The sequence below is a fragment of the Methanolobus sp. ZRKC4 genome (genome assembly GCF_045291305.1).
Taxonomy (GTDB): domain Archaea; phylum Halobacteriota; class Methanosarcinia; order Methanosarcinales; family Methanosarcinaceae; genus Methanolobus.
In genome coordinates this window covers 2,181,235-2,207,365 of the sequence record NZ_CP146983.1, presented here as the reverse complement: position 1 = coordinate 2,207,365, position 26,131 = coordinate 2,181,235, and the positions used below count along the sequence as shown (strand labels likewise).

Here is a 26,131-nt window from a genome sequence, read left to right as displayed (position 1 = left end):
ATATCAGTTTATTATCAAGGGTCCAAAAAATGTCTGAAAATACATCATCCATCGTATCCAAAGTGTGGAGCTTCTGTCATGTACTGCGTGACGGGGGAGTGAGCTATGGTGACTATCTGGAACAGCTGACTTTTCTCATATTCCTGAAGATGGCAGAGGAGTACAGGAAGCCTCCTTATGGCCGGGATATTGGAATCCCTGAAGAATATACATGGGATGTCTTGAAGCAGAAGCGGGGTGCTGAGCTTGACACCCATTACAAGAACCTGCTGGAGGAGCTTGGCAAGAAGCCGGGGATGCTCGGGCAAGTTTTCCTCAAGGCCCAGAACAAGATAAGCGACCCTGCAATGCTGTACAAGGTCATCGATATGATCGACAAGGAAAGCTGGGTCATGATGGGTGTTGACACCAAGGGCGAGATATACGAAGGACTCTTGCAGAAGAATGCAGAGGATACAAAAAGTGGAGCCGGGCAGTATTTCACACCCCGCCCTCTCATCAAGACCATGGTGGAGTGTCTGCAACCGCAGCCCATGAAGACAATAGGTGACCCCTGCTGTGGTACAGGCGGGTTCTTTTTGGCAGCCTATGATTTCCTTACATCACATGAGCAACTGGATCGGGAGCAGAGCAGGTTTTTGAAGAACAAGACCTTTGGAGGCAACGAGATAGTAGCCGGAACACGAAGGTTGGCACTGATGAACCTCTTCCTGCATAACATCGGAGAGATTGACGGGCAGCCCATGATATCCAATTCCGATGCACTCATAGCCGATTCAGGGGAGCGCTATGATTACATCTTCACCAATCCACCCTTTGGTAAAAAGAGCAGCATGACCTTCACCAACGAAGAAGGAGGACTGGAAAAAGAGGATCTGACCTACAACCGTCAGGACTTTTGGGTCACCACCAGCAACAAACAACTCAACTTTGTGCAGCACATCCACACCATCCTCAAAACCGGTGGCCAGGCAGCAGTTGTATTGCCGGACAACGTACTGTTCGAGGGTGGAGCCGGGGAGACCATACGCAAGAAACTCCTTGAGACCACCGACCTGCACACCATACTGCGCCTTCCAACTGGCATATTCTACGCCCATGGAGTGAAGGCTAACGTCTTATTCTTCGAAGCAAAGGAAGCAGCTAAAGACCCTTGGACAAAGGAGGTCTGGATATATGACTACCGTACCAATGTCCATCACACGCTGAAAAAGAGTCCGCTGAAGTTCTCAGACCTTGAAGATTTCATCCAGTGCTATAATCCGAAGGACCGCCACAAGCGTGTTGAAAGCTGGAGCGAGGACACCCCAGAGGGAAGGTTCCGCAAGTTCAGCTACGATGAAATCATTGCAAGGGACAAGACCAATCTGGATATATTCTGGCTCAAGGACAAGAGCCTTGCAGACTTGGATAACCTGCCAGATCCAGATGTGCTTGCAAATGAGATAATAGAGAACATCGAAGCATCACTGGAAAGTTTCAAGGAAATCATGGAGACCATTAATTCAAATGGGGAATGAAAAAGTCATGCAGATGAACCTGCATGATTTCTAGTCCAGTTTGATGTAAGTATATGGTCAGTATTTTATAATTACAAATGAACTGCTTTCCAACGTGGTCAATTACAAAAACTGCAGCGAACGCCAACATGCATATTTCCCTCTTCTTTTATATACCCCAAATTCAATAATATTTTGGATGTTATTTCATTTGGGGATTCAATAACAAACTTAGTATTTTCAGATTCAATTTCAAATGTTTTCTCAATTAACTGTGTTCCCAGGCCACCTTTTCTGAATTCTTTTCTTATGAATATTTGCCTCAAACATCTTTTTTTATCATTGAAATCATTCCAAAAGATATATCCAGCAGGTATTTTTTCATCTGTAATTATATATAATTCGGCATTTTTTACATGGAGGTCTAGTTTTCGAAATGACGTATCTTCTGTTTTTGCTATAACATTAAGCTGGCCTAGTAACATTTGATTTTTATTCAAATCGATCCTATGAACGGCTATACTTTCTGAAATAATAAAATATTCTTCACTTTGAAACGCTTTATTAATAACGTCCTCCACAAAATATGTCATATGATCATTTTTATTGGGACACATGACAATATTCTTTCCGCATAAAAGTGTAGAAACCACGCTATTCTCTTTACAGTTTTCAACTTCTTCACCACAAACCGGACATATAAAATAACCTTTGTATGGTTCAATATGTAAATCGAAAAATAAGCAAGACGATAAATGCCAATTGGGAGATATATGGTAACAAAAATAAGGATTTAATGCATGCGATGCCTCTAAGTGATTGATTATATCATTCTGAACTTTTAAACCAGTTTTCTTTATTGATTCATTTGGATACTGACCGTAGTTTGAATATTCCATAGAAAACTTCATACTCGGTTCATCCATATTCATGACAAAATCTAAGTTTAATTCTGGGTTCAAACGATGATTTTCATTGAATCCGGCCTCCGCTATATCCTTAATTTTACATATTAAGTTTCTTAAAAAATGTTTGTTGCTTCTGCCGTATATTTTTTCCCCTGCAAATAAAATATTCCCCTCTTCCATGTTAATCACTTACTCCCCTTTATCGTAAATGTCGTCATCTTTGTCATTTGGAGCAACTACATTGATGATTACAATTTTATGGTGTGGATGCTCCTGCTTGTACTGTTCTATTTCTTCATCCAGCTCATGGTCAATATTCACAAATGCTTTGAATTTTCCTCGACTATGTTTCTGTTCGATTGCTCCCATCCTTTTTTTGATATCTGCAAAAGTCATGTACTACCATCCTGTCCTGCTGATTCGAGCACATCCAATCTTACCTTGATTTCTTCCAGTTCCTGGTCCTTCAGGACTGAGTTATGTGCCTGTATAGCCTGAACCAGTGCTCGAACATATTGCAGTTTCACATTGTCTCCGTCACGTACTTTGAACCTGGCAACATCCAGCCTCATTCGAAGAGATTCCACTAGCCAGGAAGATATATCCATTAATTGTGCACGATCAATATTTTTACGAATTACAGTTGTATTATCACTTGTTTCAGACATTATACCTCGCTCCTCTTTTCTTTTGATTATGCTATGTCTCTTATCTGTTGGAAAAATTACCACATCGTGGTTAATTGTTGATTATGATCGCTTGGGAGTGTTCAGTATCACCCCCTGATATCTTTATTATTGGAATTCTTGGCCTGACGTTCTTTCCACAATCGAGAATAACACAATATGCAGATGTGCTTGCATCCAGTATTATCGTGTATCGCCACGAACCCCCATTTTTTCTCGCCACATTCTTGACATGTGCGATATTTGGTCACAACAGAATCTTCTTGGTCATATGAAGGACACAAGGATTTATTTTCATTATCGTAATCAATGCCTTCATTTTTTTCGTTGATCACATTGGTCATATCATTTTGCACTATTTTTTCTACTATACCACTACTAACACAATTACTACTATCTTGTCTCGGATTATTAATTATTAAAGATTTGTTATGACCAGAATGCTCAATTGTATCATCAGTATCGGGAAAAACAGATTTTTTTTTTATGACCGGGTCCTGACCGCCTCCTCTTTTGATGTGACCATTCTCACGGGAATTTTCGTATGCTTCTATTTCCTGCTCAGCATTGAGGCCATGCCACCCGTTCTTCAATTCATATCCTTTATAGCATGTTAGGCGGACCTTGTTCACATATGGTCTTGTGGATATTATCTCGCCCTTGTATAACCCTCTGAATTTCTTGCCGAACACTCTTCTATCTATAACTGTGATATTGTTCAGTCGGCAGTACCGAATGTTAGCTGCATAGACTTCATCTATTGGTACTTCATTATCCTCACTCAGATGGCCACATTCATCTGCAAAAGCAGCTATTGGATTGGATCTCTCTTGTGTATACGTCCGTGTTTTGCGAATACCCATAGAACACGAAAAATCACCCCTTTCCAAAAGAGCAGGCAAAACTTCCATGCACCTATTGAATATGCCTGACAGCTCCTCTGGGGTCGTCAATTTCTTGTAATAATCAAGTTCCGTGCATTCGTTACCAACTACACGCCTTTTAAACGGTATTAAAAGAAATCGCCTGTACCAGCTATCACTGTTATCCAGCGATTCAGGTATATAGTTCATGGAGAATACCATCTTTGAACGGTTGATAAATTTGAACGGTTTCCCATATATTTTCCTTGCAGTGACCTCATCCCCGCCGGTTAGTGATTTCACTGTACTGGTATCCTTAAGCTGCTGGTTTGACATATCGCCACATACATTCATAAGTTTTCCAAACAGCTCAGCTTTGGAATAACGATCATTTTCTATGTCCTGCATAGAAAGTGAAGACACGTTTTTTGACCCATACATGGCAGTGTTCACCTGAAGGTACACACCTTTACCATTACCACCATCTCCGTGCAGGTACAGAAACTTCTGAATCGGATATCCCGGAACAAAGCCATAAGCAATCCATTCGTATGCCGTGGCAATATACTCTGGCTCCAGCACTTCATTCAGAAAAGTATCGAATTGCGGACATGTTGCATTCCTATCATATGGGAATGGCAAAACATATGTAAATCTGTCCTCATGGCTGTGTGCACGGAAGTCGCGAGAGTATATATTATAGACACCGTTCTGGAGATTGATTTCTCCTGTTTGCTTGTCAAATACACTACGTTCTTCCAGAGTATCGTTTTTGATGTAAAACAGGGTTTCAGCAACCCTATGCTTTGTACTATCTTTCCCCAGCAATTCCTGTGCACGAGCCATTATCAGGTTGTCAGCACCTTCTTGGTAATATCTGCCATTCCAGTACACAGATGCACGGTCATCGTTAAAGGTGACTATATTCATCTCCTTCATGAGCGCCTTGGCCAACTCGGAAGGGAGGAATTTTCCTTTCTCACCGAAGAGTACACATCCTCCAGCACCATCTTGATTTTGCATACAAGGATTGTATACTTCTGTTAAACCGCCGATGGATGTTTGTATAGTCCTGCCCCTGTAATCACTGCGTTCCCACTTTGACCTGTATAGCTTCGATTTTCTGAACAGTCGATCTATCTGTGCGGAATTCTGGGTATAGAAAGCTAGAATAGTGCATAATGCCAAATCTGCCCTACTATCATCATTTTCGTGGCCTGATGTGCTACCATCCCATAATTCTTCGAATTTGTTGGCATTCTTTGCTCCCATGCATAGTGAAAAGATTTCTTCGTCTGTAAGCGGAGGAGATACCTTTCTGCCACCCACAGGTTTACTTGTTTCCATTTTCTCCTTTTCATCTGGAGCAATTTTGTGGTATATGGATTTTAGAACTTCAGATGATGCGGGTTTTATTTCGAATGGCGTATTTTCAAGGTGATTCCCCGTCATCACGAAGAAACGTTCCTTATCGTACATTTCCCTGCAACCAGACCTACAGCGTTCCCCTGGTTTCTTTCCTACAGTTATAACATGCAGTCCCGTACCACTCTGTGATATTTCCGCATAGCTGTCCAAGTCACGGATCTCTTGTATAACCTCAGGGTCAATATCTCCTGTTTCAGGATCCCTGACATTATCCCAGTCAACACCTATGTAGTCATCATCTTCTGAGAAAACAAATCCTATCCCATGATACAATCCAGTCTCAAGTGCTTCGATACAATTATCAAACATGTTCCATGTATCTGAATCAGTAGCACTGGCTCGAATATTATCAACCGTATACGGAATCTTTGAAGGCTTAGCCTGCTCAGGTCTATACTCCAGTTTCCACATTACCCATTGTGGAAGCTCATTTAATTCAGGAGGAAAATTGTTGAAATTCATACCAACCTCTCCATAAAAAAGCAGTTAATGGCTCACTTATAGCCTTGACAAAGCTCTTATTTCGATAAAAGAGCGAAGATTCTATAATATGAGAGGTTGTATTATTCATTGGCACTCCTCTTGGGATGTGTCTGAACTCCAGTTACCTTTTGATCTTGGCGGGTCGAGGTAACTGGTGTCATAACAATTTTGTTCTCATTCAATTCAATGTCCATAACAGTTCCTTTTTCAATCCCCATTAATGCACACAAATGTGCGGGAATTGTTACAAGGTGACTATCTTTTATTTGTTGTACATTTCGTCTCAACATATGTATATCTCCATATAGAGATTGGTGTACAGGTATATAAATGTAAAAAAGTTAAAAAATGGTGCTATACAATGGTATTGGTTTAGTTAAAAATATAAACAATGTTATGAAAGACTGGAAAATTATAACATCTCCCACACAGAAGAAATTAAGTTAGATTCTTGCAGTAGACTTTGCTTGGAGGTTGATTCAACTGAAAATATTGGAGATCTAATTATTGATGGTATAAAAGATTGTGATAGTCCAATTTTGTATACTTGTTTGGTTGATTTACTATATGAAAAGTGTACGGTTAAAATTCATGGAGACAATGACCCTGAAAGCTTGAAGAAAAAGGTTAAGAGCCAGCTAAAAAATTTACTCAACTGTTTTGATGATCCAAACGGCTTTTTGGAATACAATGATGGTTCAAATTCAAAAGATAACAGTCCTGGATATAATTCTGAAAAATACCTCCAAGAAATCCTTGATAATCCTTCATCTAACATAATAATTATTAATCAACCTGAAGACAACTTGGGTAATAAGTTCATAGCAGAAAAATTGGTGAATTTTATTAGAGAACTAAAGTTTGAAAAACAGCTATTTCTAGTGACACACAACCCTGCAATTGTTGTTTATGGAGATGCTGAATCAATTATTTGTGCTCAAAATGATAACAACATGATTTCGTACAAACAAATAAAGCTTGAAGATGTATCCTCTCAAAAAGAAATTTGTAGTATATTGGATGGTGGCGAATACATATTTGATAACAGGGCGAGAAAATACAACATTCAAAAATTATTATACAAAGGTGAATGACATGGATACAATCACAATTAGTGCGTCTATCGAAGATTAAGATTTGATTCTTTCTTTTGAACCTAAAAGTGAAAGAAAAGAAAAAATAAAAATTAAAACAGGTGGAGATGTTGATTTTTCAGAATATGTAGAAGAGTTGACTTATCTTATTGCTGAGAAACCGAAGCTAATTTTTGATTCTTGTGACACTGATGATTCAAAGTTTACTCTTGTACAAGATACAATAAGTGATATTGTCAAATCGTTTAATGAAAGTATTGATGGAGAAGATGAACAAATCGGTGATGAAAATTCATTCAATGATTAGAGTATCTCTTTAAATGTTTTAGTATTTTATGACGTAAACATGTAATCTTAAACAAAAATAGTTGTAATTATGGGTTTAAATACAAAATTCCCACAACTCACCTGCACCCTCAAATCATATCTAAAATTGAATCATCGCTACATTTGAATACACCTGGATGAGGAGGGATATATATAACGTGAAAATTGTATGTCATAACAAGGTTAATTAATTGAGAATCTAATCTTTATCATACCTTTAAGAATCCGATTGTATGGTGTACTAATAATTATAGGCAACTAATAATGTTTTTTATAATATTAAAGAAGTTATGATTAGTGATAAAATGAAAAATGAATCTTTTAGATTAATTAAACTTGAAATCGAAAATCATCAATTTCTTAATAAAATAAGTATTGATTTTATTGAAGATAAAAAATATTCTAATCACTTGAACAATCCATTTACTACTCTTATCATCGGATCAAATGGTACCGGAAAAAGTCAGATATTAAGGATAATTATTGACATATTTAAAGAATTGGAATCACATAAGTATCCTGACAAAGAATTACGAACACGTCGTATACCAAAATATAATTATGAACTAAAATATCAAATAAATGATAATGTTTACGTTGTTGCAAGCAGAGGGAAGGCTAATAAAAAATGCTTAAAGAACTATGAAGTCATTAAAATTGATAATTTAGAGTTGCCAAACAGACTATTAGCTTCTTCTTTTATGGTTAACGATAAACACTTGTACAGTAATAATGATTTTTATAAGTACCTTGGGATTAGATCGGTAGAAAATGCAGCATTTACAAAAGGTTTTGCAAAAAATGTAGCAAACGAAATTTTGGAAGCTACAGATAGATCTACATTTATTTGTAACCTAAAGAAAACATTAGAGTTTTTAGGATATGATCATTTTTTAAAAATAACATATAAGTTAAGAATCCCAAAGAGATTACGCGAAGAAGCAAGTATAGAAAACCTCCATTCCTATTTAGAAACAAAATCTAATAGTCAAGCACCTCTGTCTACAATATATAAAAGTTTGACAAATGAAGAAATACAGAATATTATAAGGTTGCTTAATAATCGTGCAAATGATAAATTTATTGAATACAACATATTATCTGAAAATGGATTTAATAAAAATCATCAAAAAGAGCATGAATTACTGCAGGTTCTACAGAAATTAAGGCTGGTTTCGTCCCCAGTTATCGAAGTAAAAAAAGGACAGACATTTGGTTTAACTGATGCTAGTTCAGGTGAATCACATTTTATCTTTTCAATGTTTAGAATAATAGCAAACATAAAAGATAATTCATTAGTTTTAATTGATGAACCTGAAATCAGTTTACATCCAAACTGGCAAATGAAATATATATATGCTTTAAACAATATTTTTTCAAACTATTCATCCTGCCACTTTATTTTGGCAACACATTCTCATTTTATGATATCAGATCTTGAAAAGGATTCATCTTCAATAATTACATTGAGATTTGAATCGGATAAAGGAATTCAAGCTATCACTCATAAAGAGAATACATATGGTTGGACCGCAGAAGACATTCTATATAATGTCTTTAAAGTGCCAACAATAAGAAATTACTATTTAGCAAATGAAGTGGGAGAAATACTCTCAGCGATAAGTCAAAAAAATAGAGATATTGATGAAATTGAAAAAAGAGTTAGGAAGCTAAAAGAAATCAATACCAACTTAAAAGAAATCGATCCTATGAAGAGAATTATTGATAAGATTATTGGGAAGTTTGATTGAAATGGTTCTTATTAAAACTCCCTATTCTTATACAAAAACTGATTTAAAAACATTGAGTATGGTTCATCCAGATAATTATCGGAATTGGAAAAAAAAAGAGTATAAGAATGTTAAAAAAAATATTAAACATTATTTGTACTCTGAACAAAAAGGTATTTGCCCCTTTTGCCGATCCAAATTAAATATCAAAGATAAAGAAAATACAACAATTGAACATATTGCACCAAAATCAAAGCATCCTAAATTTATGTTCGAACCAAGGAATTTAGCCGTCTGTTGTTATAAGTGCAACAACAGTAAAAAAAATGAAGATACATTAAAAGATGGGTGTACCACAAATACTTACCCTAAAGAAAGTCAATGTTTTACTATTATCCATCCTCATTATGATATTTACTCTGATCATGTCAGAATTGAAGATGATATTTTTTTGCGGTTAGTTACTTCAAAAGCTGAAAAAACTTTTGAGATATATGATCTGAATTTGTTACAAATAACAGAAGAAATGATAGTCAATTCATCAATTCAAAATCAACCTGACGAATATGTAAAATGGTCAATGCAATTAGCAAAAAATGAAAATAATGATGTTCCCGATTCAATATTCAATTTATTCTAAAATACTGTTGCATTTTTCAATAAAAAAGGTATGCTTTTTGCCAATTCCAAAGTTATTAGCATACTCCTCATAGTCGCAGATACATTGACAGGCATTATAAATATACGGAATAAACAATACTTGCTAAGTACACAGAGATAGAATTCAGGGTATGATTCTACCTTTATACTAATACCATGATTTGATAAGATAATGCATTGTACTACTCATATTATGAATCACACTTTGTAGGTATGAAATGTTCCAGCTGTTCTATGTGTTCTAATTCTCTTCTCCATGAGTATTTCCTAGCTTGAAGTTAATTTGTCCAGATTGATCATCAACTATAAACTTCCCCACAATCCTCCTGTATTCTTCCTTCGCTCTTTTTACCTTATTCAAATAATGAGCACTGCCCACAGTCACAGGTGCCCTACCCTGAATAAAATCAGCAATACTCTCAGTCACACCTTCAGCTACCATCAAGTTAAGATGCCATTTACGAATGGTCTTTGAAGAAACACGATCATGCTTTGTCTTCTTCAGCAAGGAATCATAAGAATATAGATTATTGAATTCTCTGAGCTCAGGGACAAAAGATGTTGGAAAGAATATCTGGAATGTTCGCTTTGTGCCACTTGAAAAGGAAGATGTTGGATAATGGGCAATATCACCATCAATTACTATGTTGCGTTCATTGAAGTTTTCCAGCATAGCATGAATGTGGCTAAGTCGATTACCTGAGTATATCAGTAATTTTAAGATCGGTTTAACATCCTCTGCACACGCATTGTATGCTTCCTGTACCTCTTCATCTGTAACATAGATTTCAACCACACCAGATTGCTTGATCTTGATGAATCTTCTCCATTTCTCAATGCTGTAGTTAGCCACATCATCGATATCTTCTTCTTCAAAGTAGTTCAAGAGATTTCGAAGTCCACGCTCTGCCTTATCGCCAAGTTGCTTTGTACGAAAGTCCTGTGGTCTGTGGACAATTGTAGTGTCGAAGAATTTGATTAGGGATCTGTAATAGTCTTTTTTGGTTCTTTCAGAGATACTTCTTGAATATAGCCAATCCTTGAAAGAATCTCTATGGTGGGCCCACATATCATTTAATAAAGCAGGTTGCAGTTTTTCCCCCGCAGTAGGTTGATTTCTGCCTTGACATTCGAGGGAATATACCTCGGAATCGCTATCAATGGCCTTCTTTACACGGCGAGGATCATGAGTTCGAATCTCATCGGGCCCACCATACTTCTTTTCCGATTCTAAGCTCTTAGAGAGTTTCTTTTCGTCAATCTCACAATGCGTAATGGAGTGGATATGGGCGTCTAGATGAGGCGGGGTTTGAATATGACTGGATTCAGCGTTAATAGTATTGTCTTTGGATACTAATTTTATTTAATTAATATGTTGAGTTTATATTAAATACTCAAAACATGGCTCTGTAGAAATCCTCATTTGAATAATAAAAATAACCTTGACATACCTGTCAAGGTTATGGACTAATATCTTGAATTTGACTTCTTTCACTTGATTCCAATACTTGTCGAATAAGAAAGAGCGATTACTCGCCCTCCCTCTTCTAAGAACCGTACGTGAAAATTTCTCTTCATACGGCTCAAGCATTCTATAACCCTTTAAGTATCAGGCAGTTGTTAGACTTTCCATGATATTTTGCTTCGACGCCACTAGTTTCTGTTTTCTCAGATAGCTTATTCTCCATTTAAAGTATTCTTTGTCTACATATGGGTTCTTATCCATTTTTATGCGTGGATGTCTTACAATCTTTGTATGTGCAAAAGATTTGAGTTTAAGCCCTTCTGTGGAGAATACCCATTTCCTTGACCCTACCCTATGCCAATATCTATCTACTATCCAGTGGTGTGATTTATCTGGATGCCGCCTTTTAGCCCACGTCCATAGCATATCCCATAATCTGGAATCAAGCTTACTGAACGTATTTTTAGAGACAACTGAACGGTGATATTCGCTCCATCCAGTGATAATAGGGTTGAGTTCCTTAATGAGAGAACTCTGAGACCGAGCTTTACCTTTCTTAATCACGTTGCTAATGCTTTTTGTGATATTCTCAATAGATTTGTTCGAGGGCTTGGTTAGAAGTTTACCATTATATTTCCGGAAATTCCATCCCAAGAAGTCAAATCCATCGTCTATGTGTGAAACAAGAGTTTTCTCACGAGATAGTTCTAAACCCCTATCTTTCAAGAATAGTCTGATAACCTCAGCAATATCTTTAGCCACTTCCTCTGAATCAGCAGTGACGATAAAGTCATCTGCGTATCTCACAAAATTGACTTTATGGGAATTATAACTTTTTTTGTTAATAGTTCCCTTCCTGTTTGTATGATATTTGCATGCTATTGCATTTTTCATACCGTCCAATGTGATGTTTGCCAGTACTGGAGATATTATTCCACCTTGAGCAGTACCTGCTTTGGTGGGATTCAGATGTCTATTATACACAAAACCAGCTTTAAGGAATTGCTTTAGTATTGACCGGTCCATAGGAATATTGTTCAAGAGCCATTCGTGATTTATATGATCAAAGCATCCTTTTATGTCGCCTTCCAAAATCCATTGAGCAGAGTTTCTTTTACTCAGACATGCGAACAATTGAGCTTCTGCATCTTTTGAACTTCGATATTTACGGAATCCAAATGATGTTCTGTCTGCTGTGGTTTCTGCTATTGGGCTTAAAGCAAAAGCATATAATGCCTGCATTGCTCTATCGTACATTGTAGGAATGCTTAATGGTCGTTTTTTCTTCTTTCCTTGTTTCTCAATATAGATTCTTCTCAATGGTTTAGCTTTGTAGCTCTTACCAGACAGTTCTAGAACGGCTTTCATCTTAGATTTGGATGTTGTCCATTTTTCTCCATCGATTCCAGCTGTTCTTTTACCTTTGTTCTGTGTTACTTTCTTTACTGCCAATAATTTGGCATGAAAAGAATTGGTAAGCAGGTATTGTAGTCGTTTAACTAAATGCCACTTCTTTTGTCTAACCGCTTTTACAATTCGGGCTTGCAGCTCATTAACGTTCCCTTCGACTGTTTTCCAGTCGATGTCCTCCCACTTGAATGGGATTGAATTGTCTGCAAGCCTCTCACCTGATGGTGTAGTCGAGTATCTTGCATTCATAAGTTTGCCTCCTTTCATGTAATAGAACACCTACGGTAAGTCTGCTCCCTTTCGGGACAAGGCAAATTTTGAACCTCTATGCACTCCATTACAGACTGCCATTTGCTTTCTACCGTTTCCTTTATCCCCTGTGCTATTGTTCATTCTCACGAATTAACTACCTTTTTTTTTTTTTTACAGGAGCACATGGGACTTACCAAGTTCTATAATATGAATAATCACGGAAACCTTAGAAGCCATCTATAGGCCGGGAATCTGTGTCCATTCTCCATAATGTGCAAAAAACCATTATGGCCTGATTCCATACCTTTTGGTCTAAGCGTATCATTCCATTTCGCTTATCAATCATAACGACCCTTACGATGATTTGCATTATACTCTTCATAGTTTCCTTATCCTAGCAGATAGTCAAGGATTGGAATTCCTTGCTTTCCACATTGTCCTGTGAGCTTAACACAATGATGTTACCATTCTATGCATCCCACAGTAGGATTATCCCGAATGGAAGGAATAGCTGTTAAGCAATTCATATTGTAACTTCTTGTCACACTTTAGCCCTGATATCTTCACTATATTTTCTTTTCAAAACAGAAAACATCGTTTCTACCAAATTTCTGTTATGATACAATGCTTTGTCAAATTCCCATACCATTTTTTTGCGATATTTGCCTCTGATTCTCTTCCTTTTTCTTTGTCTCAAAGGAATCATAGCTATCGAATCTAGTTGCTCTCTTGTTAGTGAATGTATGTCTTCTGAATCGTAACCTTTGTCCATCACATAGTACTTTGATTTGCGAGTTTTATGGCATTGCTTCAGTAATTTCATTGCATGTTTTGCATCATGCACAGGTTTACCTGATATTTTAAAACCAGTGACAATGAACTTTGCAGTATCAATAGAGATACTTGTTTTCAGGAAAGATCTTCGTTTCTTTCCTGTTCTCCAGGAATAATAGTAACTACAGTGGCCACTAGTAAACCCACTTGAATCAATAGCAGTAATCTCTATCTGCTCTCCGCGTGAATAGAATAGTTTTAGTGTTTGCTGCAATAATCCAGTGAAGTAGATAGATTTAATTCTTGTAATGAATTTATGCAGTGTAGTAAAATGTGGAACTTCTTTTAATCCAATTCTTGCTTTAACTTTATCCATCACTTCTACAAGTTCAACAATATCTCTATAATCTTCATCAAGATATTCTTTTAACAAAACCAATGTCAATAGCTGGTGCTGAGTATATTTTCTTTTAGAATATTTACAACTGTAAATCTGAAGGTGTGAGTTTCCTGATACAGCTAGCGCTGTATCAACAAACTTTAAGTACTTGTTAGGCAAAACACAATCATCCCCTTTTGTGTTTCTATCGCAAGTAATAATCAGGGGATTTATCCTTTTTAAATTATTATGCTAAAATAAAATGTGAAGTAGGTTTTCTACAGAGCCCAAAACATGGCTCTGTAGAAATCCTCGATATTTGGTCGATGATTTGAGTATTCAATAATTTGAAATGTATTACTCAATTGTGGTAATAACTACCTAGTTTGCCCTGTTGATATTGATAGTTTTTCTACAGAGCCATCACAAGCATATTTCAAATAACTTAGTTTATATCAAAAAAGAAAGGTATGGTCTTAAGGTTCCTCTTAGGACCATTCTTCATATTTGCTCTGTTAAGGCTGAATCTTATAATTTTTCCCTTCCATTAATCTTTTTCCAGAACATACCTAGCAATGCGGCCACTAGGAGAACAAATATAATTCCGAAGAACTTCCATTTATTGTCACCATCTGTAGGTATCTCAATATCTTCTCCTTCTAATACCATATTTTCTTCAGTTGCTTCAATGACAGCATCAGCATCTTCGGCGATGGTAGTTTCATCAGAATCACTACTTATAATCGTTTCATATTCTACAGCCGTTTCTGTATCTTTTGAGTCATCTCCAAATAGCAGATTCTTCAGGTAGACTGACATTCCATCGTCTCTTGAAGAAATAGGAGTGGAGGTGCTATACTGGTAATCACATGTAATTGCGAATGGTGAAAAACCTGATATGTTCTTGACAATAAAGTAGGAGCATGTATCATCATTTCCGGTGAGATCAGGAGTGTATGATTCCCATTCTGGATTGTCCCAGTGTCTGAGACGTACTGTACTAACGATCAGCGTACCTCCGTTCTTATCGTTGAGAACCCTAAACGCAATGCTGCGATTGTTGCTTCCATCATTGGCTAGAGTCAAATTATTAAAACTAATATCAAGGTATTGATAGACGGAGTCAGCCAAGAAATTGATGCTCGACTCGTTCATTAAAGAAGTGTTTAACACTTCTAGCTTTATCTGTATTCCATCGGTGTTGTTGGTTGTATTGAAAGATGCTCCTATAATACTGCATGGAATTCCATTGCTGTCCTCATCTTCATTGTTGGTAGTATTGAAATTCACACTCTTATTGCTTCCAACAACAGTTATCTGCGGAGTCTTATTTATCATTAGCTCTATATCTTCAATATCAGTTGCAGAGGATTCTGTAACGGTCCATTCCCATGAGAAAGTGTCCGTCCTTCCAATCGTATTATTACTGGCATTTACAGATACATTGTAGATGCCCATGAAGAAATCAGTCTGGTTGATGTATTCACTGCTGTTTATGAGACAATATGACAGCTTTGATGAATCATTTGTATTGTTGTATAATGTGACACCACTACCGTTTATAGGATTACCGTCAATGAACCATTCGTAACTTGCGAAAAGAGTGCTTTCAATGCTGAAATTTGCTTCATCTCCATATATCGATGTAGTCTCCTCATCCTCCGGTGACAATATGTATGTAGGCTCAGCAGCGCATCTGACGTTTAGGTAGTCTGTAGATGTGCCATTACTGTTCTCAACAGTGAGACTTACTGTGAAGTTACCTTCTCCAAACACGTTTGTCGGGCTCTGCTCTGTGGAGGTGTTTCCGTCACCAAAGTTCCACAACCAGCTAGCGACAAGTCCTGATGAATTATCAGTAAAAGCAACTCCTAACGGTTGTGTTCCTCTCGTCATATTTGCGGAAAAGTCAGCTATAGGTAGAATACTGACATTGATTATTTCATTTCCTGTATTGTTTAGGTTACCCAACGTATCGCCAAAGGTACAATTATAAGCTATAGAACTTACAAGTGTGCCGGAATCACTTGCAGGGATTGAAATGTTCCATGAGAAGTTTCCGGATTCTTCATTCATCTGGTACTCGTCGCCGTCGACTGTTATGTTGCACCAGTCAACACCTGCATTGTCTGTAACATTAATCAGGACAGTAACATTCTCGCCTGTGCTGGCGTTAAGGACCTTTTCTATCCAGCTGTATGCAGGACCGTTTGAGTCTATTGAAAATGTTACATCCTTAGCAGAGGAATTGCTTATTGTATCATTTGCATAAACACGGAACACAGCATCATTAGTATTGTCTTCCGGCAAAGTGAATGAACTGGTATTAATGCTCAGCATATCTCCTATCTTCATCCATGTGCCATTAAAGAACCAAAGATCATATTTGATTGCATCGTTTTCGGGGTCTGTTGATGTTCCCCATCTTGCAGTAAGTGTCTCCCCGCCTTTGATTATCTGAGTGCCTGTAGGCGAGATAAATTCTCCGGGAGTGGAAGGTGCCTCATTTACGGTCTTTAATAGATATTCTTCGTATGCTCCTCCCTCTGATGTTGCCTTTATTTGTATTGTAGTTATATCATCTCCAGGATATGAGAAGGCAACAGTGACATTTCCTTCTGAATCCGTGGTTCCTGTGCTTGGGGTTAAGGTTGCGTTAGTTGCTGTGAAAGTGACCGGCCAGTTTGATACGGTATTCCCATCTGAGTTTCTTACAGTAGCTGTCACATTACAATTAGTTGTATAATTGCCGGGATTAAGTGCCATAAGCACCTGTGTTGGTGCCTCTGTATATGAATATTCATTCACATCTATTGGATCATGTTCATTTGAGAAATACCAGGAAAGAATATCATGTTGTTCATATGCCCAACCTGTTGAGGATGTAAACCCAATATAGGTCTCATTACCATCTATTATGTCACGCAGATCCTGTTCTCCAAAATCATAAACAAGTTCTGGAGTAGATGGCCTTACACTTGTTGTATTGACCCTTACTTCTATTATGCTAGTACTTGAATTGTAATCTACCCATGCATGTTTGGTTGTTGTGGTGGCAAGGTCAAGATCGCCTACAAGGGGTGTGCTGTTTAAGGAGGTCACATTACCATTCTTATCGATTCCAACATGGCTTCCTGAGATATCCAGAGTATCAGGTTCATTATTCTTCCAGGTATCGAACTCTATGCCTATACTATTGTCTATATTGCCATATCCTATACCCCTTCCAACGCTGCCCTGGTCGTTCGAATTTGGTTGGATCACAAAAACAAACCCGTCTGCACCATCGTTTGCAGTATTACTTATCTGGAAGGAAAAATAAGTACTAAATGAACTATCTTCTCCAATGCCAATCTTCTTCTCAAGAAATGCGCTTCCGTAAATGCTTTCTGAACTGGGGGTCAAACGCAGTACATTACTTTGCTGAGATGCTTGTCCATTCAATTGGAATCTGGATACATCTGAAAAGTTATCATACACTGCCGTAATTGTTTTAGTTGATTCAGCTCCTACAGTATGTGTAAAAGATATTACTATAAAAATGCTCAATAGTACCATAATTATTTTTCTGTTCAGGTTCAAAATAATCCTTCCTTCATGCATGACATTCTAATAATTTATAGATACTCTTGTGCATGTCTATATATATTAACATTTCTATTAAATTATCGGAAGTAACATTTCGATATCTCAACAAGAATCCCTTAGAATATGTTTAATTTTTACGAAATCATAAACTTTCTCACAATCCTCCTGTACTCCTCCTTTGCCCGTTTAACCTTATTCAAATAATGAGCACTTCCCACAGTTACAGGTGCTCTACCTTGAATAAAGTCAGCAATGCTTTCGGTCACACCTTCAGCTACCATAAGATTCAGGTGCCATTTACGAATGGTCTTTGAAGAAACACGACCATGCTTTGTCTTCTTCAGCAAAGAATCATAAGAATACAGATTATTGAAAGCTTTGAGTTCAGGGATGAACGATGCTGGGAAAAATATCTGGAATGTTCGCTTTGTACCACTTGAAAAGGAAGATGTTGGGTAATGAGCAATATCGCCATCAACTACAATGTTATTCTCATCGAAGTTTTCCAGCATGGCATGTATGTGGCTAAGCCGATTACCTGAGTATATCAGCAGTTTCAATATGGGCTTAATATCTTCTGCACAAGCATCATAAGCTGCCTGTATTTCCTCATCTGTAACATATATCTCAACCACACCTGACTGTTTAATCTTAATGAATCGCCTCCATTTCTCAATGCTGTAATTGGCTACATCATCGATATCTTCTTCTTCAAAGTAGTTCAGCAGGTTTCGAAGTCCACGTTCTACCTTATCACCAAGCTGCATTGTATGGAAGTCTTGTGGTCTGTGGACAATTGCATTATCAAAAAATTTGATTAGGGATCTGTAATAGTCTTTTTTGGTTCTTTCAGAGATACTTCTTGCATATAACCACTCTTTGAAAGAGTCTCTATGGTGAACCCACATATCATTTAATAAAACAGGTTGCAGTTTTTCCTCAGCAATAGGTTGATTTTTGCCTTGACATTCGAGGTGATTTACCTCAGAATCGCTATCAATGGCCTTTACACGGCGAGGATCATGAGTTCGAATCTCATCGGGCCCACCATTTACAATTATCTTTTCTGATGCTGGTTTTTGCTTATTAACTATGTTCTTCTCGTTATCATTGTGGTGCTGAGTGTAGCGATACACTTCGATTCGCGCTTCCGAAGCGTCATCGGAGTTGTGAATCTCATCGGGCCCACCATTCACATTTATCTTTTCTGATGCTGGTTTTTGCTTATTAACTATGTTTTTCTTGTTATCATCACAATGCTGAGTGGAGCGCATGTGTTCATTTTGTATGCCTGGGGAGGCGGGGTTTATACACCACATAATTTCAGAATTTGGTATTTGTCTATTTCCAACACATTCTATAATTTTCACTCAAAAAAGAGTATATGAAATAACGTCCAAATATTTAATAGGCAGGGACATGAAATGATATTCTCTTATCTGAATCAGCCGTAAACTGGATGCGGGGTTTCAGCTGTAATTAATTAAATCAACAGAATATAGGTGAATTAAAAGGAATGGGGACAAGATGGATTCAATTAAAAAGACCACAGGAATCTTAGAAGATGTGAAGATAAATGTGAAGTTAAAGCTTTCAGCATTATGGGTTGCTGTGATGGGTTTATATGTATATGTAGATATTTTCGATTTATATAGGCCTGGAGAAATGGAGCATATAATAGCGGGAAATATGGGACCTTTCCCAACTACTCAAGTATCGTTATTGTTAGCTATGGTACTAATGATGATTCCAAGCCTTATGATTTTCCTATCCATGGCATTACCGGCTAAAGCGAATCGCTGGACAAACATCATCGTGGGTATATTATCTATTGTTGTTGTGATAGGAAACGTGATAGGAGAATCCTGGGTATTTTATATATTTGGCTCAATTGTAGAATTTGTGCTTCTTTCACTAATTGTCGAATATGCATGGAAGTGGCCTAAACAGGAATTATGAGTCACTTTCATCTGTTTTTAACTGTTTAGAGGAAAAGAAGTCATAATTGTGGAGCATACTAACAAAACCTAACAATAAATTCTTATATGTGTCTCCACTTTTCCAAGCATTCTCTTGTAGCTTGTTTTTGAAGAGTAATTACTTTTTTTGTTATTATTGCAACTCAAAGGCCCGGTTTGTGCTTCATCTGAGTCGTAGATGATGTCAGAATTGTATTTGTTTTCAACAATTTGACCATGAATTTGTGCCTGAATACCAAGAATCTCTATAAACCCAAAAAGAACTATAACTATAAACTCATGTGGCATACAGGCTAAATAATTACAAAATCGTGTAACTATTCAGCCTGGCACGATTTGCCTATTGGTACTGATTTCATCGAAATAGAGATGTCTGCTCACTAACAATCTAACAATCAAAAAAGCAATCAATAGCAACAATCAAAATAAATGATCCTAATGAAATTTACGTTTCAACTTTTTGTCAAGATTGTTATTGATAGCGTTTTTATCAGGCTGAATAGTTACAAAATCGTTTCACATGGTCACTACTTCAAGCTATTATCTGAAAAAGAATACAAAACAAACGTATTTTAAAAAAGTGCTTGATTTTAAATTACCGGAGATATAGTGTGCTACCTACCGAAAATCTCGCGATTATTTTAGGACTTGCATCTGCCTTATCATGGGGTGCAGGGGATTTTGCAGGGGGGTATGCTGCCAAACGGACGAGTGCTTACACTGTGGTCCTGGTCACACAGATCATAGGTATTATTATATTCCCAATTCTTGCATTTGTATTTTCAGAGAGCCTGCCTCCACTGAACAACCTGATGTGGGGTGCTCTTGCAGGATTTTTTGGAGCTGCAGGGTTGATAGCACTATATATGGGTATGGCCAAAGGAAAAATAAGTATAGTTGCTACTCTGGCTGCAGTAATAGCGGTGATCATACCTGTAATATATTCAGCTTTAAATGAAGGTATTCCTTCCATTTTTAAAATCACGGGTTTCATTTTTGCATTTATTGGAATCTGGTCTATTGTTCGTATGAATGCCGGACCCAATTTAAAAGCAAAAGATCTGGAATATTCACTAATTGCGGGTATATTATTTGGCTTGTTTTTTATATCCATTGATAATTTCAGTGCCACTGCAATTTACTGGCCATTAACAGTTTCACGAATTTTAGCATTTATCCTGCTCACAGGATTCATAATGTTAACAAAAACTGCCAATAAACCCACGTCCGATGCAATTCTGGTAGTTATACTTGCAGGATTATTTAATACAGGAGGAGCTGCCTTATTTGCTCTGGCTTCTGAAGCTGGAAGATTGGATATTGCCACAATTCTCTCATCATTAAGTCCTGCAGTTACAGTATTGTTGGCATGTATATTATTAAAAGAACAACTTGCTCCGCGTCAATGGGTAGGAGTTATAGCCGCTTTGTCCGCTATAATCCTTATATCGATCTGACAGTCCGCACGTACAAAGCAATAATTAAATAATTTTAATGCTAACTTTTTTACATTTCTTTGGTGAGGATGGGCTAGATGATGGAAGAAAAGTAAGGTATGTGCCTCTATATTTTCAAATGAAGATTTCTACAGAGCAAATAATTAGGTTCTGTGAAATCCTATAAAAATCAAATATATGAACTGTTATTTGGAAATATCCCACAACTATGTATATTTTTCACATTTTTGCAAATTGTATTAGCACCCCCAATTTTGACAATGTTTCTTTTCTTGTAACTATTCAGCCTACCACAATTAGCCTATTGATACTAATTTAGTAACTATTCAGCCTGGCACGATTTGCCTATTGGTACTGATTTCATCGAAATAGAGATGTCTACTCACTAACAATCTAACAATCAAAAAAGCAATCAATAGCAACAATCAAAATAAATGATCCTAATGAAATTTACGTTTCAACTTTTTGTCAAGATTGTTATTGATAGCGTTTTTATCAGGCTGAATAGTTACCTAATTTGTAACTATTCAGCCTACCACAATTAGCCTATTGATACTGATTTAATCAAAACGGAGATGTTTGCTCACTAACAACCTAAGAATCAAAAAAGCAATCAATGGCAACAATCAAAATTAATGATCCTAATAAAATGTAGGTCTCAACTTTTTGTCAAGATTGCTAGTAACTATTCAGCCTACCACAATTAGCCTATTGATACTGATTTAATCAAAACGGAGATGTTTGCTCACTAACAACCTAAGAATCAAAAAAGCAATCAATGGCAACAATCAAAATTAATGATCCTAATAAAATGTAGGTCTCAACTTTTTGTCAAGATTGCTATTGATAGTGTTTTTATCAGGCTGAATAGTTACGATTGCTATTGATAGTGTTTTTATCAGGCTGAATAGTTACCCTAATTTAATCAAAACGGAGATGTTTGCTCACTAACAACCTAAGAATCAAAAAAGCAATCAATGGCAACAATCAATGGCAACAATCAAAATTAATGATCCTAATAAAATGTAGGTCTCAACTTTTTGTCAAGATTGCTATTGATAGTGTTTTTATCAGGCTGAATAGTTACCTTTTCTTTACATCACAATGGTAGAATGTATATCAATAGCCTTTATTTCATATCACATCTTTTACTATTTATGGTTTATTTTATATAATATAAGTAAATATTTGCTGAATAATATAATCATGTTCGCATTGAGGTTGTTCAAATGGTTTTGAAAGGATTGCAAATATTGAGATATTCTATCTTATTGTTATTTTTGCTATCGTGTGTAGGTGTTGTATCTTCAACTGGGCTTACACCGGTGGTTACTGAATATGGAAAAATCAACGTGTCAGTGGATGGTCTTGGAACTGCAGACACCGGAGTAATCCAGGTTGAAAAACCAGTTAATGCAACTGTAAGGGGAGCTTATCTTTTGGCAACGGGTACTCCTAGTGCTCAAATCGCAAATGGAACCATTAAATTTGAAGGCAACGGCATTAATTGGGATAGTATTATTTTATCAGATCAGAGTTCGAATGATTGGTATAATTATTGGGCGGATGTAACTTCAATTGTCCAGCCAATTGTAGATTCTGCTCCTGCAGGAAGAGTAAATTTCAATATTGTAGAATCAATTAACTCTGGTCAAATAGATGGAGAAGTTCTTGCAGTAATATTTGATGATCCAAATCAGGCTGAAGACAATACAGTAATACTCTTATTTGGTGGACAGGACCCTACAGGAGATTCATTTGAAATTGGTTTATCAGATTCAATCAACAAAAGTAATTCTAATTTAGCTATTGACATGGGACTGGCTATATCCTACAGTTATCAAGGTAGTCAGGTAAGTTTAATAGATGTTAATGGTCAGCGTTTAACATCTTCTGCAGGAGGTCAGGATGATGGAGCAGGTTCTAATGGCCAGCTTATAACTGTTGGGGGTCTGGATGATAGCAACTCCAACCCTGTAGACCCTTCACTAACTTCTCCTCCTAACACTCGATATGATGATGAACTTTACAATCTTCTACCCTTAGTCTCTAACGGGGACACAGATATATCAGTTTTTACGCAGAATCCTTCAAACGACGATAACATCTTCTTTTCATATTTCTTCATGAAATCAACCACTGCAATTGTGGGTGAAGGAATAATCCTGTCTCCTTCAAATGCTACAGTTTACAAGAATACTCAGCATACTCTCACAGCAAGCTTACAGGATGACAGCGGTGACCCCCTTGCAAATAAAGATGTCACGTTCACGGTAATTTCAGGTCCTCATAATGGAACAACGTTTACCAATACTACAGATTCCAATGGTCAAACGACATTTTCCTATACGGGAACTTCAGGTGGATTAGATACTGTCAAAGCAACCTTTGTTGGTGACAGTGATGAGACAATTACTTCTAATTTAGTAAATGTGGGATGGACATCCCAGTACAGTGCTTTTATTGAGTTCAGTGAAAATGGGAACAGTACATATGCGACATCTCATGGCACTATTGTAAATGTCACAAATAGTTCAGCCTATAATCAAAGTCTTCAGTATTCATGGATTCAAAACAGCAGTATAGGTGCAGTTGGATCGTGGACTTCATTCAACAATGGGGATCTTCTTACAAAAAATTCAGTAAATGGTGATTGGTATCTTCATATAAAAGCCCTTAATGATGCAAGTAACGTTAATTATTCTATATCAAGTGCATTTAAACTTGATAATGAGCTGCCTGTTTACAATTGGGTGCAAAAGATTCTGACTGCAAACACGGGTGAAAATATCACAATAGAGCTCAATGCAACTGACAATATCGAAATTGCTTTTGGTAATATTAGTGTGGATGGTCAAAATTACGAGATGGTGCAGAATTCATCCAATTATTTATGGAACATTTCCATTCCAGCAAGTAACTCAGGAACACTTGTCAGTTCAATAGTTTATAATTGTACCTTTATTGACCTTGCAGGGAATATCAACACAACTGAGGATATCAATATTAATGTATCCATTCTTCCAATTGCAAATTTTTCAGTTAATGCAACAAGAGGTGTTTCCCCGCTGAGCGTATACTTCCAGGACAATTCATCAGGGCTTGTAGAAAACTGGCATTGGGACTTTGGAGATGGAAATACTTCCACTGACCAAAATCCAATACATGACTTCGGATCTGGCAATTTCACCGTAAACCTGACCGTATCAAATGGTAACGGAACTTCCATGAAGTACCTCAACATAAGGGCAGCACAAGACCCAGTTTACTCATTGTCACCGGAAGACAGTGAAATACTCTCTATTTATGGTGATGAGTTTAATTTTAGTGTAAACACTACTTTATTCTCTAGCTATGAATGGTTCATTGATGGCACTACAATTAATGGATCAGGTGTTGATTTGTATGCTAATCTAATGGACTCATCAAAGAACTCATACTGCAACATAAACACGAGTCAGTATATAGATCAGAATGATTTCTTCATGGAAGTATACAACGTTTCAGTGAATGTCAGTAATGAGAGCATTGGAAGAACAGATATTTTCTCATGGGAATGGACTGTTACAAATTCATCTGCAAACGATGAAAATGAAATTGATTTTCTGGTTAACAAAACTCCTGAAATAGTTGTTTTGGGAAACGAATCAAATGTTCATTTCAATAGTACAGATAATAACAGAACAGATTCTAACAGCATTCCGTTTAGTCTTCAGAATGTTTCATTTAACACTTCAGGTAACACAAGTGGAGTTATGTTAAAAGTGGAGGTAATGAATGTATCTTCATTAAATGAGTCTATGTTAGATTTCCCAATAGATTCTGTTTATCAATACTTTGACATTGGCTTCAATAATGAAACTCTGGTAAACAATGAAAGTAGTAATCAAACTCTCGAATTCAGGGTTTTGAATGAACTTAACAGTGGCACATTGATCATAAACACCGTTTACCTTAAGCATTGGACCAGTCTGACATGGGAATCTTATACTCCAGAACTTATTGGTAACGATGGAACATATTCTTATTTCATTGTCCGGAACATTTCAGGTTTTTCACCATTTGCAGTAGTCTGTGATTATAGTCATTCTTCAGATTCAGTGTCAATTTCGGGAGATAGTCTTCCTGCTTACATAAAGTGGTTGATGTTCCAGGAAAAAGCAGAAGGGCTTGAAGAAACTGAGACTAATGAAATATCTGAAAGTTTTGATGGATATAACCAGCAAACAGAAACTGGCACTGAAGGTAGTGCCTCTCAAGAAACAGCTAACGTAGAGGTACATAATACAACAGATGATAGTAATTCTGGCTATTTCTATTGGATTATGGGAATAGGGCTTGTTCTGATACTTGGAATAGTTGTTACAAAAAAGCAGAAGGGTGGAGGAGGGCTTTAAGCCTTCCATTTATCTTATATTTTTAACTGTGGTGAACCTACAAGTTCAGTAGTTCTCTAATTTCATCACCTTTGCCTTTTCCTTTAATTGATCTACCTTAAACACTGCACAACTAACTGAATCCTTAGCTTTCTTCTAAGCCATTCTCCAACAAACAGGATAAATCTATCAAATCTGAATTTGTCCTCATCAATTATCTGAGGGCCTTGTTTTACAATCGTAAAATGCTTTTTCTGAAGATGGAGCCAAATGTTTCTAAGCATAAATGATATCAATGCGAAAGTGTGACAAGAAGTTACAATATGAATTGCTTAACAGCTATTCCTTCCATTCGGGATAATCCTACTGTGGGATGCATAGAATGGTAACATCATTGTGTTAAGCTCACAGGACAATGTGGAAAGCAAGGAATTCCAATCCTTGACTATCTGCTAGGATAAGGAAACTATGAAGAGTATAATGCAAATCATCGTAAGGGTCGTTATGATTGATAAGCGAAATGGAATGATACGCTTAGACCAAAAGGTATGGAATCAGGCCATAATGGTTTTTTGCACATTATGGAGAATGGACACAGATTCCCGGCCTATAGATGGCTTCTAAGGTTTCCGTGATTATTCATATTATAGAACTTGGTAAGTCCCATGTGCTCCTGTAAAAAAAAAAAAAAGGTAGTTAATTCGTGAGAATGAACAATAGCACAGGGGATAAAGGAAACGGTAGAAAGCAAATGGCAGTCTGTAATGGAGTGC

General features: G+C 36.9%; 19 protein-coding genes and 2 pseudogenes. 9 read left to right on the top strand and 12 right to left on the bottom strand.

Features of this window, described 5'->3' with window-relative positions:
• Positions 1 to 29: 29 nt before the first annotated feature.
• The gene (locus V7O67_RS10925; RefSeq protein ID WP_342304809.1) at positions 30 to 1,520 is read left to right on the top strand and encodes a class I SAM-dependent DNA methyltransferase; all 1,491 of its coding nucleotides are present in this window, start codon (positions 30 to 32) and stop codon (positions 1,518 to 1,520) included.
• A gap of 98 nt (positions 1,521 to 1,618) precedes the next feature.
• Here V7O67_RS10925 and V7O67_RS10920 read toward each other — a convergent pair whose 3' ends face one another.
• The 5 genes from V7O67_RS10920 to V7O67_RS10900 form a co-directional block, all read right to left on the bottom strand.
• A complete protein-coding gene (locus tag V7O67_RS10920; protein ID WP_342304810.1) occupies positions 1,619 to 2,587 on the bottom strand; it encodes a GNAT family N-acetyltransferase in 969 nt (322 codons plus the stop codon).
• A 9-nt stretch (positions 2,588 to 2,596) separates the two neighbouring features.
• Positions 2,597 to 2,803 (bottom strand): hypothetical protein, encoded by a 207-nt coding sequence (locus tag V7O67_RS10915; RefSeq protein ID WP_342304811.1) that lies wholly within the window; start codon positions 2,801 to 2,803, stop codon positions 2,597 to 2,599.
• On the bottom strand, positions 2,800 to 3,075 hold the full coding sequence (locus V7O67_RS10910) for a hypothetical protein (protein WP_342304812.1): 276 nt from the start codon (positions 3,073 to 3,075) through the stop codon (positions 2,800 to 2,802). Before V7O67_RS10910 ends, V7O67_RS10915 begins: the two co-directional genes overlap by 4 nt.
• Before the next feature lie 107 nt (positions 3,076 to 3,182).
• Positions 3,183 to 5,846, bottom strand: coding sequence for a phage/plasmid primase, P4 family (locus V7O67_RS10905; RefSeq protein WP_342304813.1), 2,664 nt, complete (start codon positions 5,844 to 5,846; stop codon positions 3,183 to 3,185).
• 101 nt (positions 5,847 to 5,947) lie between these two features.
• Positions 5,948 to 6,157: a hypothetical protein gene (locus V7O67_RS10900; protein ID WP_406670001.1), complete on the bottom strand. Its 210-nt coding sequence runs from the start codon at positions 6,155 to 6,157 to the stop codon at positions 5,948 to 5,950.
• Between the two features lie 177 nt (positions 6,158 to 6,334).
• Here V7O67_RS10900 and V7O67_RS10895 point away from each other — a divergent pair, with 177 nt between their 5' ends.
• The 4 genes from V7O67_RS10895 to V7O67_RS10880 all read left to right on the top strand — a co-directional run bounded on the left by V7O67_RS10895 (position 6,335) and on the right by V7O67_RS10880 (position 9,658).
• Positions 6,335 to 6,961, top strand: a complete 627-nt coding sequence (locus V7O67_RS10895; protein ID WP_342304814.1) for a hypothetical protein — start codon at positions 6,335 to 6,337, stop codon at positions 6,959 to 6,961.
• Between the two features lie 43 nt (positions 6,962 to 7,004).
• Positions 7,005 to 7,268, top strand: a complete 264-nt coding sequence (locus V7O67_RS10890) for a hypothetical protein (RefSeq protein WP_342304815.1) — start codon at positions 7,005 to 7,007, stop codon at positions 7,266 to 7,268.
• Between the two features lie 325 nt (positions 7,269 to 7,593).
• On the top strand, positions 7,594 to 9,039 hold the full coding sequence (locus V7O67_RS10885) for an AAA family ATPase (RefSeq protein WP_342304816.1): 1,446 nt from the start codon (positions 7,594 to 7,596) through the stop codon (positions 9,037 to 9,039).
• Position 9,040: 1 nt separating this feature from the next.
• Positions 9,041 to 9,658, top strand: coding sequence for an HNH endonuclease (locus V7O67_RS10880; protein WP_342304817.1), 618 nt, complete (start codon positions 9,041 to 9,043; stop codon positions 9,656 to 9,658).
• Between the two features lie 261 nt (positions 9,659 to 9,919).
• On the opposite strand, the gene V7O67_RS10875 is transcribed toward V7O67_RS10880, so the two are convergent.
• The 7 genes and pseudogenes from V7O67_RS10875 to V7O67_RS10845 form a co-directional block, all read right to left on the bottom strand.
• A complete protein-coding gene (locus V7O67_RS10875; RefSeq protein ID WP_342304818.1) occupies positions 9,920 to 10,747 on the bottom strand; it encodes an integrase in 828 nt (275 codons plus the stop codon).
• A 312-nt stretch (positions 10,748 to 11,059) separates the two neighbouring features.
• Positions 11,060 to 11,188 (bottom strand): annotated as a pseudogene (locus V7O67_RS10870) (IS5/IS1182 family transposase); the annotation flags it as partial.
• A 99-nt stretch (positions 11,189 to 11,287) separates the two neighbouring features.
• Positions 11,288 to 12,820 (bottom strand): group II intron reverse transcriptase/maturase, encoded by a 1,533-nt coding sequence (ltrA, locus tag V7O67_RS10865; protein WP_342304721.1) that lies wholly within the window; start codon positions 12,818 to 12,820, stop codon positions 11,288 to 11,290.
• A gap of 211 nt (positions 12,821 to 13,031) precedes the next feature.
• The gene (locus V7O67_RS10860) at positions 13,032 to 13,175 is read right to left on the bottom strand and encodes a hypothetical protein (protein ID WP_406669888.1); all 144 of its coding nucleotides are present in this window, start codon (positions 13,173 to 13,175) and stop codon (positions 13,032 to 13,034) included.
• 177 nt (positions 13,176 to 13,352) lie between these two features.
• Positions 13,353 to 14,138 (bottom strand): annotated as a pseudogene (locus V7O67_RS10855) (IS5 family transposase); the annotation flags it as partial.
• Between the two features lie 348 nt (positions 14,139 to 14,486).
• Complete coding sequence (locus tag V7O67_RS10850; RefSeq protein WP_406669998.1) at positions 14,487 to 17,516, bottom strand: lectin-like domain-containing protein; 3,030 nt, start codon at positions 17,514 to 17,516, stop codon at positions 14,487 to 14,489.
• Positions 17,517 to 17,680: 164 nt separating this feature from the next.
• Positions 17,681 to 18,820, bottom strand: a complete 1,140-nt coding sequence (locus V7O67_RS10845; protein WP_342304820.1) for an integrase — start codon at positions 18,818 to 18,820, stop codon at positions 17,681 to 17,683.
• Between the two features lie 253 nt (positions 18,821 to 19,073).
• On the opposite strand from V7O67_RS10845, the gene V7O67_RS10840 reads away from it, so the two are divergent.
• From V7O67_RS10840 to V7O67_RS10825, 4 genes are all read left to right on the top strand, one after another.
• A complete protein-coding gene (locus V7O67_RS10840) occupies positions 19,074 to 19,505 on the top strand; it encodes a DUF6326 family protein (protein ID WP_342304821.1) in 432 nt (143 codons plus the stop codon).
• 631 nt (positions 19,506 to 20,136) lie between these two features.
• Positions 20,137 to 20,982, top strand: a complete 846-nt coding sequence (locus tag V7O67_RS10835) for a DMT family transporter (RefSeq protein ID WP_342306495.1) — start codon at positions 20,137 to 20,139, stop codon at positions 20,980 to 20,982.
• A gap of 1,229 nt (positions 20,983 to 22,211) precedes the next feature.
• The gene (locus tag V7O67_RS10830) at positions 22,212 to 25,379 is read left to right on the top strand and encodes a PKD domain-containing protein (protein WP_342304822.1); all 3,168 of its coding nucleotides are present in this window, start codon (positions 22,212 to 22,214) and stop codon (positions 25,377 to 25,379) included.
• 459 nt (positions 25,380 to 25,838) lie between these two features.
• Entirely contained in the window at positions 25,839 to 25,982 is a 144-nt protein-coding gene (locus tag V7O67_RS10825) for a hypothetical protein (RefSeq protein ID WP_406669888.1), read from the top strand.
• The last annotated feature ends 149 nt before the right edge of the window (positions 25,983 to 26,131 follow it).